This window comes from Mesorhizobium sp. WSM3626 (genome assembly GCF_000513935.1).
Lineage (GTDB): Bacteria > Pseudomonadota > Alphaproteobacteria > Rhizobiales > Rhizobiaceae > Mesorhizobium > Mesorhizobium salmacidum.
Genome location: NZ_AZUY01000022.1, coordinates 36,961 through 51,965, shown reverse-complemented (window position 1 = coordinate 51,965; position 15,005 = coordinate 36,961). Strand labels below are relative to the sequence as shown.

Below are 15,005 nucleotides of genomic sequence, written 5' to 3'. Positions count from 1 at the left end.
TGGAAGACGCTGGCTTGAGCAACGCCGCGGGCGAGCCGGCGGCGAAAGCCGGCCGCCGGTTCCGCCACTGGAGCTCGCTCCGCTGGGTCGCAGTTGCCGTGATCCTGGTCGGCTGGTTCGTGTACTACCCGATCGTCGACAACTTTATCGTCAGCACCACCGACGAGGATATCTTTACCGGCGAGACCACGAATATCGGCCTCGCCAATTATGAGCGGCTGCTGCATGATCCGGTCGTCTGGGTGGCGTTGTGGAACAACACGCTCTACGCCTTGATCTCCATTATCTTCCAGGTCGGTGGCGCCTTCGTCCTGGCGGCGCTGATCGAGGGGCTGGGCAGCGAGCGGCAAAGGCGCTTCTGGCGGGCGATTTATTTTATTCCTTCCGCGATCTCGATCACTGTGACCGGCCTGTTGTTCTATTTCATCTACCAGCCGGATATCGGCCTCTTGAGTGCCGGCCTCAGGCGCATTGGTCTGGAACAGCTCATCCAGCCCTGGCTCGGCAACGAGGATACGGCGATCTACGCGATCATCGCGATGAGCCAATGGCAGGGCTTTGGCTATTCGACGCTCCTGTTTGCGATCGCCATCCAGAAAATTCCGCGCGATCTCTACGATGCCGCCGTCATGGACGGAGCCGGTCCGCTGCGCAGACTGTGCAGTGTGACGCTGCCTCTGACCCGCGAGATGACTGGCCTGATGATCATCGTCACGATCACCGGCGCGTTCCAGGTGTTCAACGAGGTTATGGTCATGACCGCCGGCGGCCCCAACAACCGCAGCCAGGTGCTTGGCACATGGCTTTACCAGCAGGGATTCATACAGAACAATTTCGGCTACGGCGCCGCGATCGCCGCCGTGATCTTCGTCGTGACCATGATCACCGGAGCGGCCCAGCTTTGGTACACCAGGCGCCGGAGGGTCGAGCTGTGACGGTGATGACGGCCAACGGACGTACCCCGCGACCGACCTTCGGGGGCGCTCTTGCAAGGGCCTTTCTGTACTCGTTCCTGATCTGTCTCGGCATCGTCGTCCTTTATCCGCTGCTCTGGATGGCGCTCAACGGCTTCAAGGACAATGGGCAGATCTTCGGTGACCCGTTCGCGCTGCCGTCGCGGTGGACCTGGGGCAACTATGTGCAGGCCTGGAACCGAGGCGTCCGCGACTATCTGGTATCGAGCCTGCTGGTGACCGTCGCTTCGGCGATCTGCACGGTGCTCATCAGCGCCTGGACCGCCTATGGATTGACGCGAACGCCAATGCCCGGCAAGCCGCTTATCGTCGGCCTTGTCCTTGGCGGCCTCATGCTCAGCCCGACCGTGGCGCTCATTCCCCTGGTGCGGATGCTGCAGGCCATCGGCCTCTACAACACCTACTGGGCGCTGATCATCCTCTACACGGCGTTCCGGATCCCGTTCAGCACCTTCCTGATCCGCGCCTACATGCTTGGGCTGCCGAAGGATCTCGACGAGGCGGCCCGCATCGACGGCGCCAGCGAGGGGCAGATCTTCTGGCGCATCATCCTGCCGCTGTGCCAGCCGATCATCATCTCCTGCATCATCCTCCACGTTCTATTCGCCTGGAACGAATATTTGTTCGCGATGGTCTTCACCAACGGATCGGCGGTGCAGACGCTGCCCGTCGGCCTCACCTCGCTGATGTCCAAGAACGGCACAAATTACGGCGTCGTCTTCGCGGCGATGACGATCTCGGCCCTGCCGATCGTCCTGCTGTTCTTCGCCGCACAGCGGTATTTCATCCGCGGCCTCTCCGAAGGCATCGGCAAATAAATCACCGGGAAAGACATCCATGCCGCAGATCAAGGTCGACCAACTGATTGGGGCCAACTTCGCCTTCCAGCATTACGCGTTCGAACACGTTGCCGAGATCCTTCGCGGCTTCGGCTTCAAGGAGATCGAGCTTTGGGTCATCGCACCGCATCTCGACCTGTTTCATGCGACCGACGCGCAAGTTCGATCGGTTCGGGACATTGTTGCGCGCAACGGCTTCACGCCCGAGCAGGTGATCTATCCGATCAACATCGCGTCGGGCGCCGGCGCATACCGCCGCGACAGTGTCAGGCGGTTCTGCCGCGCGGCCGACATATGCGCTGAACTGGGCGCCAAATATCTGTTCCTGACGTCCGGGCGTGGATACGAACACGACCCGCCCCAAGACGCATGGGCGCGCTCAGCCCAGTCGCTTGCAGAGATCGCCGCCTATACGGCCTCGGTCGGCGTGCGCTGCCTGCTCGAGCCGCTGCACCGCGTCGAAACCAACGTCGTCACCAATGCGTCGGGCCTGTGCCGAATGCTCGACCAGATCGGCGCCGACACCATAGACGTGGTCCTGGACACGGTCGGCATGGCCACGGCCGGCGACACCGTGGCCGATTATGTCAGGCTGTTCGGGCCGCGCCTGGCACATGTCCAGATTGTCGACGGGCTCCCCGCGGGACACCTTGTCTGGGGTGATGGGAAGCTTCCGATCGGCCAGTATCTCGACGAGCTCGCAGCGTCGGGTTATCGGGGAAAAATGACCTTCGAGCCGTTCGGAAACGGCTCCTACGCGCTCGACCCGGTTGCGGCATGGAACCGCAATCTCAAGGCCATTGAGCCCCACATGACGTGGGCGTCGACAGCAGCATGACCGGAAGAGCATCGCCCAACCTGGTCGCTGTCGGTGACAACTGCCTCGACGTCTATCTCAACAAGGACCTCCTGACCGTGGGCGGGAACGCCCTCAACGTTGCCGTTCAATGGCGACGCAATGGCTGGAGTGTGCGCTATTTCGGCGCCGTGGGCGATGATCCGGAAGGCGAGATAACGCTCCGCGAGGTCGAGACCGCCGGGCTGTTCCGCGACGACGTCGAGATGATCCCCGGCGATACGGCGGTGACCCTGCTGCGCGACCAGTCGGGCGACCGTACTTTCCTGTTCGAATCCTTCGGCGTCGGCGAGAACTACATGCCCGCGCCGCACAACTGGGGGGTCGTATCGAAAGCCGACTGGGTGCATCTGGGCACCAACGCCAACAAAGATCTCGTGCGCCGCCTGGTTCGCGAGCATGTGCCGTTCAGTGTCGACGTCTCGACCGCGCATCTGGCCTTGCCGCTGCAGGGCGTGCCTCTCGTCTTCGCCTCCGGTCCAGACGAGCCGAGCGTGCCGGTCGAGCCCGTCATGGCCGCGCTGCGGTCGGCTGGTGCGCGCCAGGTCGTGCTTACCTGCGGCAGCCGGGGCGCCTATTTCTGCGACAGCCAAGGCGTTCGCCACGCCGAGGCGTCGCCGACCGCCGTGGTCGACACGTGTGGGGCGGGAGACAGCTTTATCGCCACCTTCATCACCGCGTTCTGTTTCGCGGGTCTCGACGCCGATGGAGCCATGCGAAAAGCTTCTTTCTATGCCAGCAGGACCTGCACGCATCTCGGCGGCTTCCCGCAGGAGCCGCGCCCGATCCCAGACTGGCTGCCGCTGAAATATGCCGACGTGATCAATCGCGAGACGAGGGTCTGACATGGCCATTTTACGGATGAGACAGCCGGCCGTCGCGGCGCCAGCCGATCGGTCGTTCTGGCTGCAGGACATTGCCGCTGCCCCGGCGACGCAACCCTTGGTCGGCGGCGAGCGGGCCGACGTGGTGATCGTCGGTGGCGGCTATACCGGGCTGTGGACGGCGTTGCGAATCCGCGATCTAGCTCCCGAAACCCGTATCATGGTGGTTGAGGCGGATCAGTGCGGCTCCGGCGCTTCAGGGCGCAATGGCGGACAGGTGCATTCCTGGTTCGCCGAGCTCGACCAGATCAGCGCCGTTGTCGGCGAGGAGGAGGGGCGTGAGCTTTGCGCCCATAGCGTCGATGCCATCGCCGAGTTGGAGAAACTTCAGCGCGACGGCACGATCGATATGGATCTTCGTCTCGACGGCTGGCTATGGACGGCCAGTTCCTCCGCCCAAGAGGGGGCTTGGAACCGCGCTGTCGCGATGACCGAGGCGGCCGGGGCCAATCGCTTCCGGCAGCTGACCGGCGAGGAGATCAAGCAGCGGACCGGGTCTTCCGCATCCTATGCCGGCGTTGTCGAGCCGAACGCCGGGACCGTCCATCCAGCCAAGCTGGCCACCGGCCTGCGCGACCTGGCGATCGATCGCGGCGTGGTCGTCCATGAGCGCAGTCCCGTCACCGAAATCCTGCCGGGCAGGACCTGCCAGGTCCAGACCGCGCAGGGTGAAGTGCGTGCCGAGAAGGTCGTGCTGGCGGCCAATGCGTGGTTGTCGGCGCTGCCCGAACTTCGACGGCATCTTTACGTGGTCGCAAGCCAGGTGGTCGCGACTGCGGAAATCCCTGACTTGCTCGACCGGATCCGCTGGCGTGACGGAGCTTCCATCTGCGACTCGCAGCGCCAGGTCCTCTACTACCAGCGCACCCCGAAGGGCCGCGTGGTCTTCGGTCGCGGCAGCGGCAACATCGCCTATGCCGGCAAATTCGGCCAAAGCTTCAACCGCAGCCCAGAACGTGGACGCGACAACATTCGGGAGCTGGGCCGCGTCTACCCCGAGCTGCGAGGGGTGCCGATCGACTATGATTGGGCGGGCCCTGTCGACTGCGTGCCGGAGCATGTCCCCGTCTTCGATCACTTGAACGGACATCCCAACATTGTCTTTGGCATGGGCTACAACGGGACCGGCATTGCCCAGACCCCGATCGGCGGCCGCATTCTCGCCAGCCTTGTGCTGGAACGGAAGGATCGCTGGAGCGGCAGTGGGCTGGTGGGGCTCGATCGGCGCAAGACGATGCCGCCGGAACCGTTCCGCTATCTCGGCGCCAAGCTTGTGCGCGCCGCGATCGCGCGCCGGAACGGCGCCGAGATCCGCGATGAGAAGCCAGGCGTGCTGACCAGATTCCTGTCGGAACTCACGCCGGGAGGCGGCGAGCATTAATTATGCCAAGTCCCTTCGGGTCACGTCGCCAGACTGTCCGATTCCGGGAATTTGGCTAACCTTGAATGCCGCACTTATCGACGCTATATAGCGTCAGTGGACGGGGCAAAAAACCTGCCGCAGGAGATCGCAGTGGGCCTAACGCAATATTTCGATAATGGACTTTTCGCCCCTCGCAAGATAGCGGCCACTTTCCAAACGACCAGCGAGGAAGTGGCTCGTACAGCAGGATTGGGAAAGGACGCCATTCAACGCAAAGATCGGGTCCGGTCGGATCGGACGCAACGCCGGCTGCGCGAGTTGGTGGAAATCATTAACAAGGTCGAAGCTCGTTTTGGCTCGGCCCTGATGGCTTATGCCTGGTACCGCTCAGAACCTCTTCCTGGTTTTTCAGGGATGACGGCAATGCAACTCGTTCGCAGCGGTCGCGCAGACGAGGTGCTCGAATATATCGATGCGGTTGATGCCGGCGTCCACGCCTGATCATCCGCATGCGCTATCGTGGCCCGCTCTATCGCGCTCTCAATCCTATCTATGCAGCCGAGCCCCTGTCAGGCCGAGGAGCGGAGCTCTACGGCGGTCGCTTCAATGCCAGGGGCGTTCCAGCCTTATATTCGTCACTGACGGTGCTCACCGCACTGCGCGAAGCCAATCAGGCGGGCAGCTTTCAACCGACGACACTTGTCTCCTACGATGCCGACATCGGTAACATCTTCGATAGCCGTGACGAGATGGCCCTGAATGCCGAAAAGTTGGACAGCAGCGCGCTGGCCGATCCCACCTGGCGCGATCAAATGAGAATAGCCGGTGAGGCGAAAACACAGGCCTTCGCCCGGCATCTGATCGGCAAGGGCTATCGCGCTCTGCTGGTCAGGAGCTTCGCGCCTGGTGCGACAAGGAATGATCTCAACCTCGTGCTCTGGCAATGGAGCGACACGGCACCGTCTCAGCTGACACTCATCGACGACGAAAACCGGCTTTCGCCATGAGCAGTTCGCTGTTCGCGATCGGTCACAATTTGCGCAGCGTCTCGCGTACACCCATGGTCCTCGGCCAACTCCCGGGGCAGCGCTGGCGCACTGCGTCACAAGGCGCCCGGCCGGCGTTCGAACCAAAGCTGGTGCCGCTCAAGCAGCTTCTCGCGGGCTAGCGTCGGGCCGAAGTCCCGGTAGCGATCGCGCACCAGATCCAATGCGGCGTTGCGGAAGTCCTCATCATGGCGGCGATTGCTCGGCGGCTGCGCCTCTTCGAGGCCAGGCCGCCGGCGTCGTCCTGGTCATAGGCCTGCAACAGCCGGTGAACTGACTGCGGCTGAGGTGAAGGAGTTCCGCTGCCTGGACGACGCTCAGTCGTCGGTCGTGGATCTTCTGGATGGCTTCGAGACGATGCAGCTCTTTTTGCGACAAGGTGACCAAAGGCATGACGGCTCCGCAATGGGCCCGGTCTCGGGCCAGGCGCTGTGAAGTCGCCAGCCTTCCTTTCCAGCTTCATGTTGACCAGCCTCGGAAGCGGGGAGTGTCGCTTCTCCGACTGGGGCAACTGTCGCATTACTAAATGGCTGTGTGAGTAATGTGGCGGCGATGTAGAAATGTCGCCGGCTCTGCAAAGTAGAAATGTCGCATGGCCCTTTCCAAAGGGCAGGGTGCAGCAAGTTAGAAATGCGACAGTGAGGCGCTTCTTGGCACCGACGTGAGCGCCCGATCGGGCGTCAGCTGGCCGGGGTTGCGCAGCCCGATCGGGGGCGATCCAGCTTGGCTCTCTGGCTTTAGCTTTGAGAGCCGCCTCACTCGACAGCGGTCAAGCTTGCCAGTGCCTGTTCTCGCCGCGCGATGACTGCAGGATCGTTCATGAAGTCCGTCCTGCGGCCCGGCTTGGTTCCGCGCTTCTTGTAGGCGCTCTGCTCGCTGTTGGTCTTGATCTTCGGCGGAGGCCTCGCCTCATCCTGCTGAGCCTTGATCCAAGTCAGCACTTCGCCGAGCCGCTTGTTCTCGGTGACCGCCGTGTGCGTGACGCGCTGCTCCTTGTCGAAGACGGTGTAGGGCAAGGAACACGCTCTCCATCGAACATCCAGCCGACCGTCGGCGAACTCGTGGATATCGACATATTTGCCGACCAGCCCGCACGAAAGTTCGTTCTTCTCAAGCATGATCTGCCTGCGTTCGTAGGAGAACGACAATTGCTGGCCGACATAACGCTGCTCCCGCTTGCACAGCACGTCACGCAGCCGATCCGGCGCAACATTCAATGCGCGATGCAGATTGTCCGGTCGGGCAGGGACCTTGGCGAACCTCTCGGTCTTCAGATAAAGCTCCAGCGCTTCGAAGTAGCTGAACGTACTCTCCGACTTCACAAAGCGAAGCTGTTGAAGCGCGCTGGTTGCGTCGTCGATGAAGACGAGCAGGGTGCATGGATCGCCCCGCTCCTCGAACCAACGATGATCACTGCCGTCGATCTGTACTAGCTCGCCGTATGACTCCCGACGTAATCTGGGCTGATGGAACGTCCTGCGCTGCTTTCGGGACAACCAGATTCCAGCTTCCCCCATCCATTTGCGCAACGTCTCTCGCGACACGACCAGGCCGTGGTTCGCCGCCAACTTCTCGGCCGCCAAGGTTGGCCCGAAGTCGAGATAATGTTCGCGAACAAATTGAACCGCCAGTTCGCCGACGCCGGCGACATATCGATGGTTCGACGGTCGTCCTCGAGCCTTGTGCCGAAGTGCTGCGGCGGCCTTCAGCCCGCAACGCCTTCAGCAGACGCTGGACCTGGCGTGTCGTCATATCCAGGACATGCGCGGCAGAGACAACCGTCATGCGCCGCTCCAAAACCTTCGACAGCACCTCGATGCGTTGCAGCTCGCGCTCGCTCATCAAAATCAGTCCCAACCCACCGTCTCCCTCGCTCATCGACGAGCAGGGCGACATTCCAACTTTGCGGAATCAAGACATTTCTATTTTGCGGCAATAGAGTAAAAAATGCATAACATACATTATGGAACCGCAGAATACTTCGTAGAAACAGTATGTTGACGCTCGCTGACATTTGCCCCAGGTTGCGAAGCGTCCAGCGGACGTCGATGCGCCGGGCCCGATTTCCCGCACGGCCGGTGCCTACCTATGTACCCTCCCGGATTTGGCGCCGGCTAATTTCTCAGGGTAGAGCTTCAGGCGCCGATCGGAAGCCCATATGCATGCTTCACCTGGCCCAAGGCGAAGCTGGATTCGATCGATGCCACGCCATCCAGTCTCGTGAGTTTCTGTTTCAGGAAAGTTTCATACGCCTCTAAATCCTTCACGACGACACGCAGCAAGAAGTCCATTTTCCCGGTCATCAAATAGCATTCGACCACTTCAGGCCAACGAAGGACGGCACTCGAAAACCCATCGAGCTCTTCTTCCCGCTGTCGCTCGAGCTTGACCGACGCAAATGCGCTAACGGGCAATCCTACCTTCACCTGATCAACGATTGCCACGTAGGCTCTGATCACGCCTGATTTTTCGAGCATCCGCACTCGACGGGCGCAAGGTGACGGAGAGAGTCCGGCCATTTCGCTGAGTTTTTCCGTCGTCGCGTGAGCATCGGATTGAAGTGCAGACAATAACTTGCGATCGATATCGTCAATGACACGGTTTGGCATGAGTTTTGGTTTCCCACATGACAATTAGCTGGGTTCGGCTGAAACTGCTCTATCTTATCGCGTTTTTAGCCGCAATCGCCCGCTGGATTGTCCTATCCTCGCCTCCTCTCGGTGGAGCTCGAAAATGAACGATCCGAAACTCGCGTGCCTCAACGAACTCGAAAGCAAGGTGCTGTGGCTGTCCACATGGATGATCCACAACGCCAACAACCTTCGGCCAAATGACGACGGGCTAAAGGTTGGAGGGCATCAGGCATCGTCAGCATCGCTCGCCACGCTCATGACTGCACTCTACTTCGCGGTCTTGCATCCTGAAGACAGGGTCGCAGTGAAGCCGCATGCAAGTCCGGTTTTTCATGCTATCCAATATCTCTTCGGCAACCAGACACGGTCGAAACTGGAATCCTTCCGCGCCTATGGAGGGGCGCAGTCCTATCCATCACGGACGAAGGATACGGACGATGTCGACTTCTCGACCGGATCTGTCGGACTGGGAGTCGCGCAAACCCTGTTTTCCTCGTTGGCGCAGGATTACCTTCGAGCAAAAGGCATGGCCAATGACCGTCCCGAAGGGCGCATGGTCGCGCTTATTGGGGACGCCGAGATGGATGAGGGTAACATCTTTGAGGCTCTTCTCGAGGGTTGGAAGCACGGTCTGCGCAACACGTGGTGGATCGTTGACTACAATCGCCAAAGCTTGGACGCGGTCGTAAGGGAAGGCTTGTGGGAGCGCTTCGTCTCCCTGTTTCGCGATTTCGGTTGGGAGGTGGTGATCCTCAAATACGGCTCCCTGCTGGAACAAGCTTTCGAGGAGCCTGGGGGTGCGGCTTTACGCGGCTGGATCGACAAGTGCCCCAACCAGCTCTACTCGGCTCTGGCTTATCAAGGTGGGGCAGCGTGGCGCAGACGCCTGCTCGATGAGATCGGTGATCAAGGTCAAGTCTCCAGGCTGATTGAAAACCGCTCCGACCACGACCTTGCGCGCTTGATGACAAACCTTGGCGGTCACGATCTGCCCTTGTTGTTGAAGACCTTCGAGGAGGCACGCAAGCATGATCGGCCGGTCTGCTTTCTCGCCTATACGATCAAGGGGTTCGGCCTGCCGCTGGCTGGCCACAAGGACAATCATGCAGGCTTGATGACCACGGCACAGACCGAAGACCTGCGCGCCCGCCTTCGGGTACGGCCGGGGTTCGAATGGGAACCCTTTGAAGGTCTTCAACTCCCCGCCGCCGAGTTGTCTGCCTTTCTTAAGGAAGCACCATTCAATGCCGGGCGCCGTGGCCGCCACGCGCCCCCGAAAATTGCTGTCCCCGAGGCATTTGCCATCGAGGTGCAATCGCCTGTCTCTACACAGCATGGCTTCGGAATTCTCATGCATGAGATCGCCAAGTCGGAGACCGAGCTATCAAGGCGGATCGTCACAACATCGCCGGACGTCACCGTCTCGACCAATCTCGGCGCTTGGGTCAATCGTCGGGGACTCTTTGCCCGGGAAGAGAAGGCGGATCTGTTCAAGAAGGAGCGCATCCCGTCGACCTTCAACTGGCAATTCTCACCGAAAGGCCAACATATCGAACTGGGCATTGCCGAGATGAACCTGTTTATCAACCTCTCGGCTCTGGGGCTTTCTCATTCGATATTTGGCGAGCGGCTTTTGCCGATAGGGACCCTTTATGACCCGTTCATCGAACGTGGGCTCGATGCGCTGAACTACGCCTGTTACCAGGATGCACGCTTCATTGTCGTCGCCACCCCTTCCGGTATCAGTCTGGCGCCTGAAGGCGGCGCCCATCAATCGATAGCAACTCCCCTCATCGGTATGGCTCAGGATGGGCTCGCCAGCTTTGAGCCAGCCTTTGTCGACGAGCTCGCAACCATTCTGCGATTTTCATTCGACTACATGCAACGCGATGGAGATATCCAGCCCGATCCCGTGACCTGGCTCAGGGATGCCACTGGAGGCTCGGTGTATCTCAGACTGTCGACGCGGCCGATAGAACAACCCAAACGCGCTATTGATCAGACACTGGCTGAAGCCATTCTCAGTGGAGGCTATTGGATGCGAAAGCCAGGGCCAAATGCGCAGATCGTGATCGCCTACACGGGAGCGATTGCACCCGAAGCGATAGATGCGATCGGCTTGATCGCAGAGGATCGCCGCGACGTGGGCCTTTTGGCGGTAACGTCTGCAGATCGCCTGAATGCGGGATGGACCGCCGCACAGCGCGCCAGGGAGCACGGCGTCGTCCATGCACAAAGCCCTGTCGAACGATTGCTAGCCAGCGTTCCCTCACATTGTGGGCTCGTCACGGTGCTTGACGGCCATCCTGCCACGCTTGCTTGGCTCGGATCCGTTGAGGGTCACAAGACCCGGTCGCTGGGCGTGGAGCATTTCGGCCAGTCGGGCACCATCGCGGACCTCTATCGGCACCATGGAATTGACGCGCAAGGCATCGCGCGAGCCGCGCAGTCGCTTTCACCCGGAAAGCCAATCCGACATTTGCGAGCAGCCGGCTAACGTCTCGGCTTAGGAAGGCGCGATGGTGTCACCAGCCTAGCGCTCGCGCTCGTTGCGATCACGCGGCTGCCGCTCTTCGACTTCCTGCTCCGATCCCCGCAGCCGCTGCGCCGATTGATCCTGTCGTGGCGAACTCGGCTCCGGCACCCCTCTTGGTTGACCCGCTATTTTCCTGGTCAATCCTATCCTTTCACCGGGACGTAGTTCGCGGGGATCAAGAGGTTCATGGGCGCTGCGCAGCCGATCATCGTGTTCAAGCTCCCGGCTTCGGACCACTGCCGCATTCCCTGAACTCGGCTCGTGCTTTGAGTTCGATGTGGTTTGTGGGGTTTGAGATCCGCTCTCCAACAGCTGCGAAGGCTCGCCAGTGCGAACTTGGGCGTTCCGATCAGATTCGCTCGCGGCAAGCTGTTGTTCGGAAATGCGGAGGTTTTCCCGGCGGATGCTCATCACTTCCCGCGCGGCTTCAACGACTTCGGTGAATTGTTTGCGCTCCCATGGCTCGATCGAGCGCCCGACATCCGCCAGAATAGCCTCTATCCGTTTCTCGTATGCCTCAAACTCGGGACGTGTCATCGCAAGCATGGCAGCCTCCTCGCCTCCAAAAAGTTCCCGGGCCAAAAGCACTGTGGGGTCATCCCTGTCCGCTGCTTGCCCAGAGGATTGTCTCTGCGTCACGATCTCGGTGTAGCGTGCAGCAGCCCGGATTCGTTCGAGCTGGTCTCCAGCGAAGTTGGCGATCTTCTTTTCTGTGCTGCCCCGCGCAATTGCGTTCCATGCCTGGGCAACCTCTCTCAAATATCGGGCACTGCGGACGGACTTTGCTGCGTGGGGGAGATTGGAACGCTTGGCCAGATAACGTGCATGTGCCGACGCGCTTGTGCCCCCATGCTCGCTTCTGCCCACATAGCCGACAGGCCGCACCTGATTACGAGCATAGGCAGGCGCACTTGCAAACTCGCGACGATCGGTCAGCTCCATGCGGATTCCGTGCGCCCGGGCCTTCTCAGCCATCAGTGAGCGCCATTCCCGGAACACCTGGGGGCTCGTCTCGATGCGTTCTCCTGTCTCCCCACGCATGGTAACGATCGCGTGGGCGTGGACATGGGGCCGCTTGCCGCCATGCCCTGCCACTTTTGGATCGTCAGACGGATCGTGCATGGTATAAACATACCGATGCCCGGTGAATTGATCGCCAAGGAATTCCCGCACCGCGTCTCGAAAAGCAGCTTGATCAGTGCCCGCGCGCGCCGAGACGACCAGATGCATGACGTCGCGTCCTGTGCGGCTTTGCATCTGCTTGCGCCAGTCCTTCTGGACGAGATCGCCAGCTTGTTTGACAGTCTCGATATGGCTTTCCCTATCATCGCGGACCCGCCCTTCGAAGCGCTCGACCATTTGGCGAATCCGGCTCGTTGCGAACGCGACGCCATTGCCGTGACCGTGGAACAGAACCCGTGCCTGGACATCGCAGCCGATCCTGCTCCTGTTCAACCGATCTTGGGCGATTGCCGCGGCCTTCGCGTCGCCGGTCAGGCGCTCGCCAGCCGGCCCGCGCAGGAGCAGGACCCCGCGCACTCGCAAATGCCTGCCGTGTACGCCCTCGATTGCATAAACAAAGCGGCGCTCGCCGAACGCGGCGCGCAGGACATGGCGAAGGATTTGGTCACGATCGCTATCGTTTGTCTTCGTGTTCACCGTCACCTGGAACAGACCAACGTCCCGGCTCGAGGCACGATTGTCGAAAAGATGCTCCCATTCGGTGCGCAATTGGAACAGGCCCGCCTTGCCGATGATCTGCTCCCCCTTTTCGGTTTCGACGGCCAGTTCGCCATTCCGGGAGGCGTAGCTCACCAAAGCACCCAGGCGCGCTCCACGACCGTAGGACGCGAGCTTGACCACCGCAGGCTGGCTCCCTTGCGCTACGGCCGTGAACCGCTGACGCATCGATCGGTTCGGCGCGACAGCTCTGGTGAGATTGGAACGCGGGCTGGCGTTGTGGCCGGCGCGCGCCCTGTCCCCTCGCCCTGTCGTTTCGTCTGGTGCGAACGCCACCCCGCCCCTTCGCCGCCAGTCCCAGTCATGGCGCTCGTCCCGACTCCGCTGTATTTCATGAAGCAGTGCTGCGCGACGTCGTTCCCACTCCCGTTCGAAAGTCCCAAGGAAAAATTCCATTAGCGAGCCCCCAAGCGCCGCGCCGTGCCGGCGCGTTTCGTCATCTGGGACAGCTCGGCGGCGACGGTCAATGAAATGGCGCGGGCATCGTCCGCAGATGCGGCGATGTCCGAAACCGTGCGCAACCGCCCCGTATTGAGCGCGCGCACGGCCTGGTTGAGACCATTGCCGACAGCACGCAAATCCGCCGCGAGGAGTTGCAGGATCGCGCGATCGGCATCATTGAGAAAAGGGCGGATGCCCGCACCCTCGCAGGCGAGGGAGCGGATGAAGCCAGACACCGACATGCCGGCGCCATTTGCAGCCGATTTCACAACGGCAAGCTCGTCGCAGGCGAACCGGATATGCGCGACTCTGTCCCGCCTAGGCGGCCGTCTTGCAACAGTTGCGCCGGCTCTCACCATCACCCTTCTACCTGGTTAGCGGCCAAAGCCGCGGATCGAGGGCCCGTCCCTCGATCGTCAGGAAAAATGTATCACATTTTTTCGTATCCTGCCAACCAAAAAGACATCGATAATACTTGATTTTGGCGATCTTACCACTTTTTGATGGTCAATATGACCCTAGATTTCTATATATGGCTGAGCCTTGAGTCACATGAATCCACATCCCTGCGATCGGGGATTCGTGTGTGAGTAGAAACCCATATTTGTAGGAGAAGAGGATGTCGACCGTGATCTCCGCCATCAACGGCAAGGGAGGCGCAGGCAAGACCACCGCTCTCATAAACATCGCTGGCGAGTATGCCCTTCGAGGTCGAACCGTGGCGATGATCGACATGGATGCGCGCAGCAATCTGACCAAGTGGTGGAGCGACTGCCGGGAGAAGGAAGCCCAGGCCGAGCGCGTCGATGTCGTTGGCCACAAGACGGCCAAGGCGGTCGGCACTTATCTGGATCGCGCAGGCTCCGGCTTCGACTGCATTCTGATCGACACGCCGGGCGAGGACACGGCGATCGTCGATCCGGTGATTGGGTGGTCCGATCTTGTCATCTCGCCGATCCAGGCATCGAAGCGGGAGGTACTCGGCGCGATCGACTGTTTTGAATCCGTCCTGCGCGTCAACGAGGCGCTCGGCCGCGGTTGCCTTCACGGTGTGCTGCGGACGCGTGTATCGTTGACCGTGCGGCACACCGAACTTTATCGGAAGATCCGGCCGATCATCGAGGACAAGGTCGGAACCTATCTCTTCCGGACCGAGGTGATGGAACGCAACGTGTACAAGGATATCCAGAACGGCATCGGGACCTTGCAGATGCAGGAACTGACGGAAGCGATCGCGAAGGCACGTCGGGAGACACAAAGCGTTGTGGAGGAGATCGATGAGCTTTTGGGCACTGATGGAGAGACGGGGGGCGGTCGGTGAGCGGAAAAGAGCAGCTATCGCTCGATGAGTTCGTGACCGCTCCCAAGAAGAAGGTGGCTGTCGACGTGCCGGACGCGTGCGCGCCTGAGGCAGATGCGAGGCTGCCGGAGCCTCCAGCCAACAAGGCGGAAGCCGATATCAGTATCCGTCAGGAAGCGAGAAAGGCGCTGCGGCGGGTTAAACGGGAGCGCGTGAAAGGGGAGAGCTTTTTCGTCAATGTGAGCCTTGATCGGCGGACCAAGCGCCGGCTGAAGCTGGCATCGTTCAATGCGGAGACATCGATGCAGGCGATCATCGAGGCGGCGATCGTCAAATATCTCGACGAGATTGGCGCTTGATAGTCCGATCAGGTTTCGGCCTCCGGGCTCGCGG

The 15,005-nt window shown here is 60.8% G+C and carries 13 protein-coding genes and 2 pseudogenes; 10 read left to right on the top strand and 5 right to left on the bottom strand.

Annotation, left to right across the window (positions count from 1 at the left end; genetic code table 11):
- Positions 1-14: 14 nt before the first annotated feature.
- The 7 genes from M653_RS0116950 (at position 15) to M653_RS0116920 (ending at position 5,923) form a co-directional block, all read left to right on the top strand.
- Entirely contained in the window at positions 15-935 is a 921-nt protein-coding gene (locus tag M653_RS0116950) for a sugar ABC transporter permease (RefSeq protein ID WP_027144417.1), read from the top strand.
- 5 nt (positions 936-940) lie between these two features.
- A complete protein-coding gene (locus M653_RS0116945; protein ID WP_027144416.1) occupies positions 941-1,792 on the top strand; it encodes a carbohydrate ABC transporter permease in 852 nt (283 codons plus the stop codon).
- 19 nt (positions 1,793-1,811) lie between these two features.
- Complete coding sequence (locus M653_RS0116940; protein ID WP_027144415.1) at positions 1,812-2,651, top strand: TIM barrel protein; 840 nt, start codon at positions 1,812-1,814, stop codon at positions 2,649-2,651.
- Positions 2,648-3,514 (top strand): PfkB family carbohydrate kinase, encoded by an 867-nt coding sequence (locus M653_RS0116935; RefSeq protein WP_027144414.1) that lies wholly within the window; start codon positions 2,648-2,650, stop codon positions 3,512-3,514. The genes M653_RS0116940 and M653_RS0116935 overlap by 4 nt, the downstream gene beginning before the upstream one ends.
- Position 3,515: 1 nt before the next feature.
- Positions 3,516-4,934, top strand: a complete 1,419-nt coding sequence (locus M653_RS0116930) for an FAD-dependent oxidoreductase (RefSeq protein WP_027144413.1) — start codon at positions 3,516-3,518, stop codon at positions 4,932-4,934.
- Positions 4,935-5,066: 132 nt separating this feature from the next.
- Entirely contained in the window at positions 5,067-5,417 is a 351-nt protein-coding gene (locus M653_RS0116925; protein WP_027144412.1) for an MbcA/ParS/Xre antitoxin family protein, read from the top strand.
- A gap of 8 nt (positions 5,418-5,425) precedes the next feature.
- Positions 5,426-5,923, top strand: coding sequence for an RES family NAD+ phosphorylase (locus M653_RS0116920; protein WP_027144411.1), 498 nt, complete (start codon positions 5,426-5,428; stop codon positions 5,921-5,923).
- A 128-nt stretch (positions 5,924-6,051) separates the two neighbouring features.
- On the opposite strand, the pseudogene M653_RS1000000137330 reads toward M653_RS0116920, so the two are convergent.
- The 3 genes and pseudogenes from M653_RS1000000137330 to M653_RS0116900 form a co-directional block, all read right to left on the bottom strand.
- A pseudogene (locus M653_RS1000000137330) lies at positions 6,052-6,355 on the bottom strand (helix-turn-helix domain-containing protein); the annotation flags it as partial.
- A gap of 362 nt (positions 6,356-6,717) precedes the next feature.
- Positions 6,718-7,819: pseudogene (locus tag M653_RS1000000134500) on the bottom strand (helix-turn-helix domain-containing protein).
- Between the two features lie 278 nt (positions 7,820-8,097).
- Positions 8,098-8,571 (bottom strand): Lrp/AsnC family transcriptional regulator, encoded by a 474-nt coding sequence (locus M653_RS0116900; protein ID WP_027144410.1) that lies wholly within the window; start codon positions 8,569-8,571, stop codon positions 8,098-8,100.
- A 124-nt stretch (positions 8,572-8,695) separates the two neighbouring features.
- On the opposite strand from M653_RS0116900, the gene M653_RS0116895 reads away from it, so the two are divergent.
- Entirely contained in the window at positions 8,696-11,092 is a 2,397-nt protein-coding gene (locus M653_RS0116895) for a 1-deoxy-D-xylulose-5-phosphate synthase N-terminal domain-containing protein (RefSeq protein ID WP_027144409.1), read from the top strand.
- Positions 11,093-11,128: 36 nt separating this feature from the next.
- Here the strand turns inward: M653_RS0116895 and M653_RS01000000132795 are convergent, their stop codons facing one another.
- Both M653_RS01000000132795 and M653_RS0116885 read right to left on the bottom strand, forming a co-directional pair.
- Positions 11,129-12,994 carry a conjugal transfer protein TraA gene (locus tag M653_RS01000000132795; RefSeq protein ID WP_156938211.1) on the bottom strand — a complete coding sequence of 622 codons (1,866 nt, stop codon included), beginning with the start codon at positions 12,992-12,994 and terminating at the stop codon, positions 11,129-11,131.
- A 272-nt stretch (positions 12,995-13,266) separates the two neighbouring features.
- Positions 13,267-13,581, bottom strand: a complete 315-nt coding sequence (locus M653_RS0116885; protein WP_245262180.1) for a plasmid mobilization relaxosome protein MobC — start codon at positions 13,579-13,581, stop codon at positions 13,267-13,269.
- 350 nt (positions 13,582-13,931) lie between these two features.
- Here M653_RS0116885 and M653_RS0116880 point away from each other — a divergent pair, with 350 nt between their 5' ends.
- Positions 13,932-14,633, top strand: a complete 702-nt coding sequence (locus M653_RS0116880) for a ParA family protein (RefSeq protein WP_027144407.1) — start codon at positions 13,932-13,934, stop codon at positions 14,631-14,633.
- Complete coding sequence (locus M653_RS01000000132790; protein WP_032935408.1) at positions 14,630-14,971, top strand: hypothetical protein; 342 nt, start codon at positions 14,630-14,632, stop codon at positions 14,969-14,971. The genes M653_RS0116880 and M653_RS01000000132790 overlap by 4 nt, the downstream gene beginning before the upstream one ends.
- The last annotated feature ends 34 nt before the right edge of the window (positions 14,972-15,005 follow it).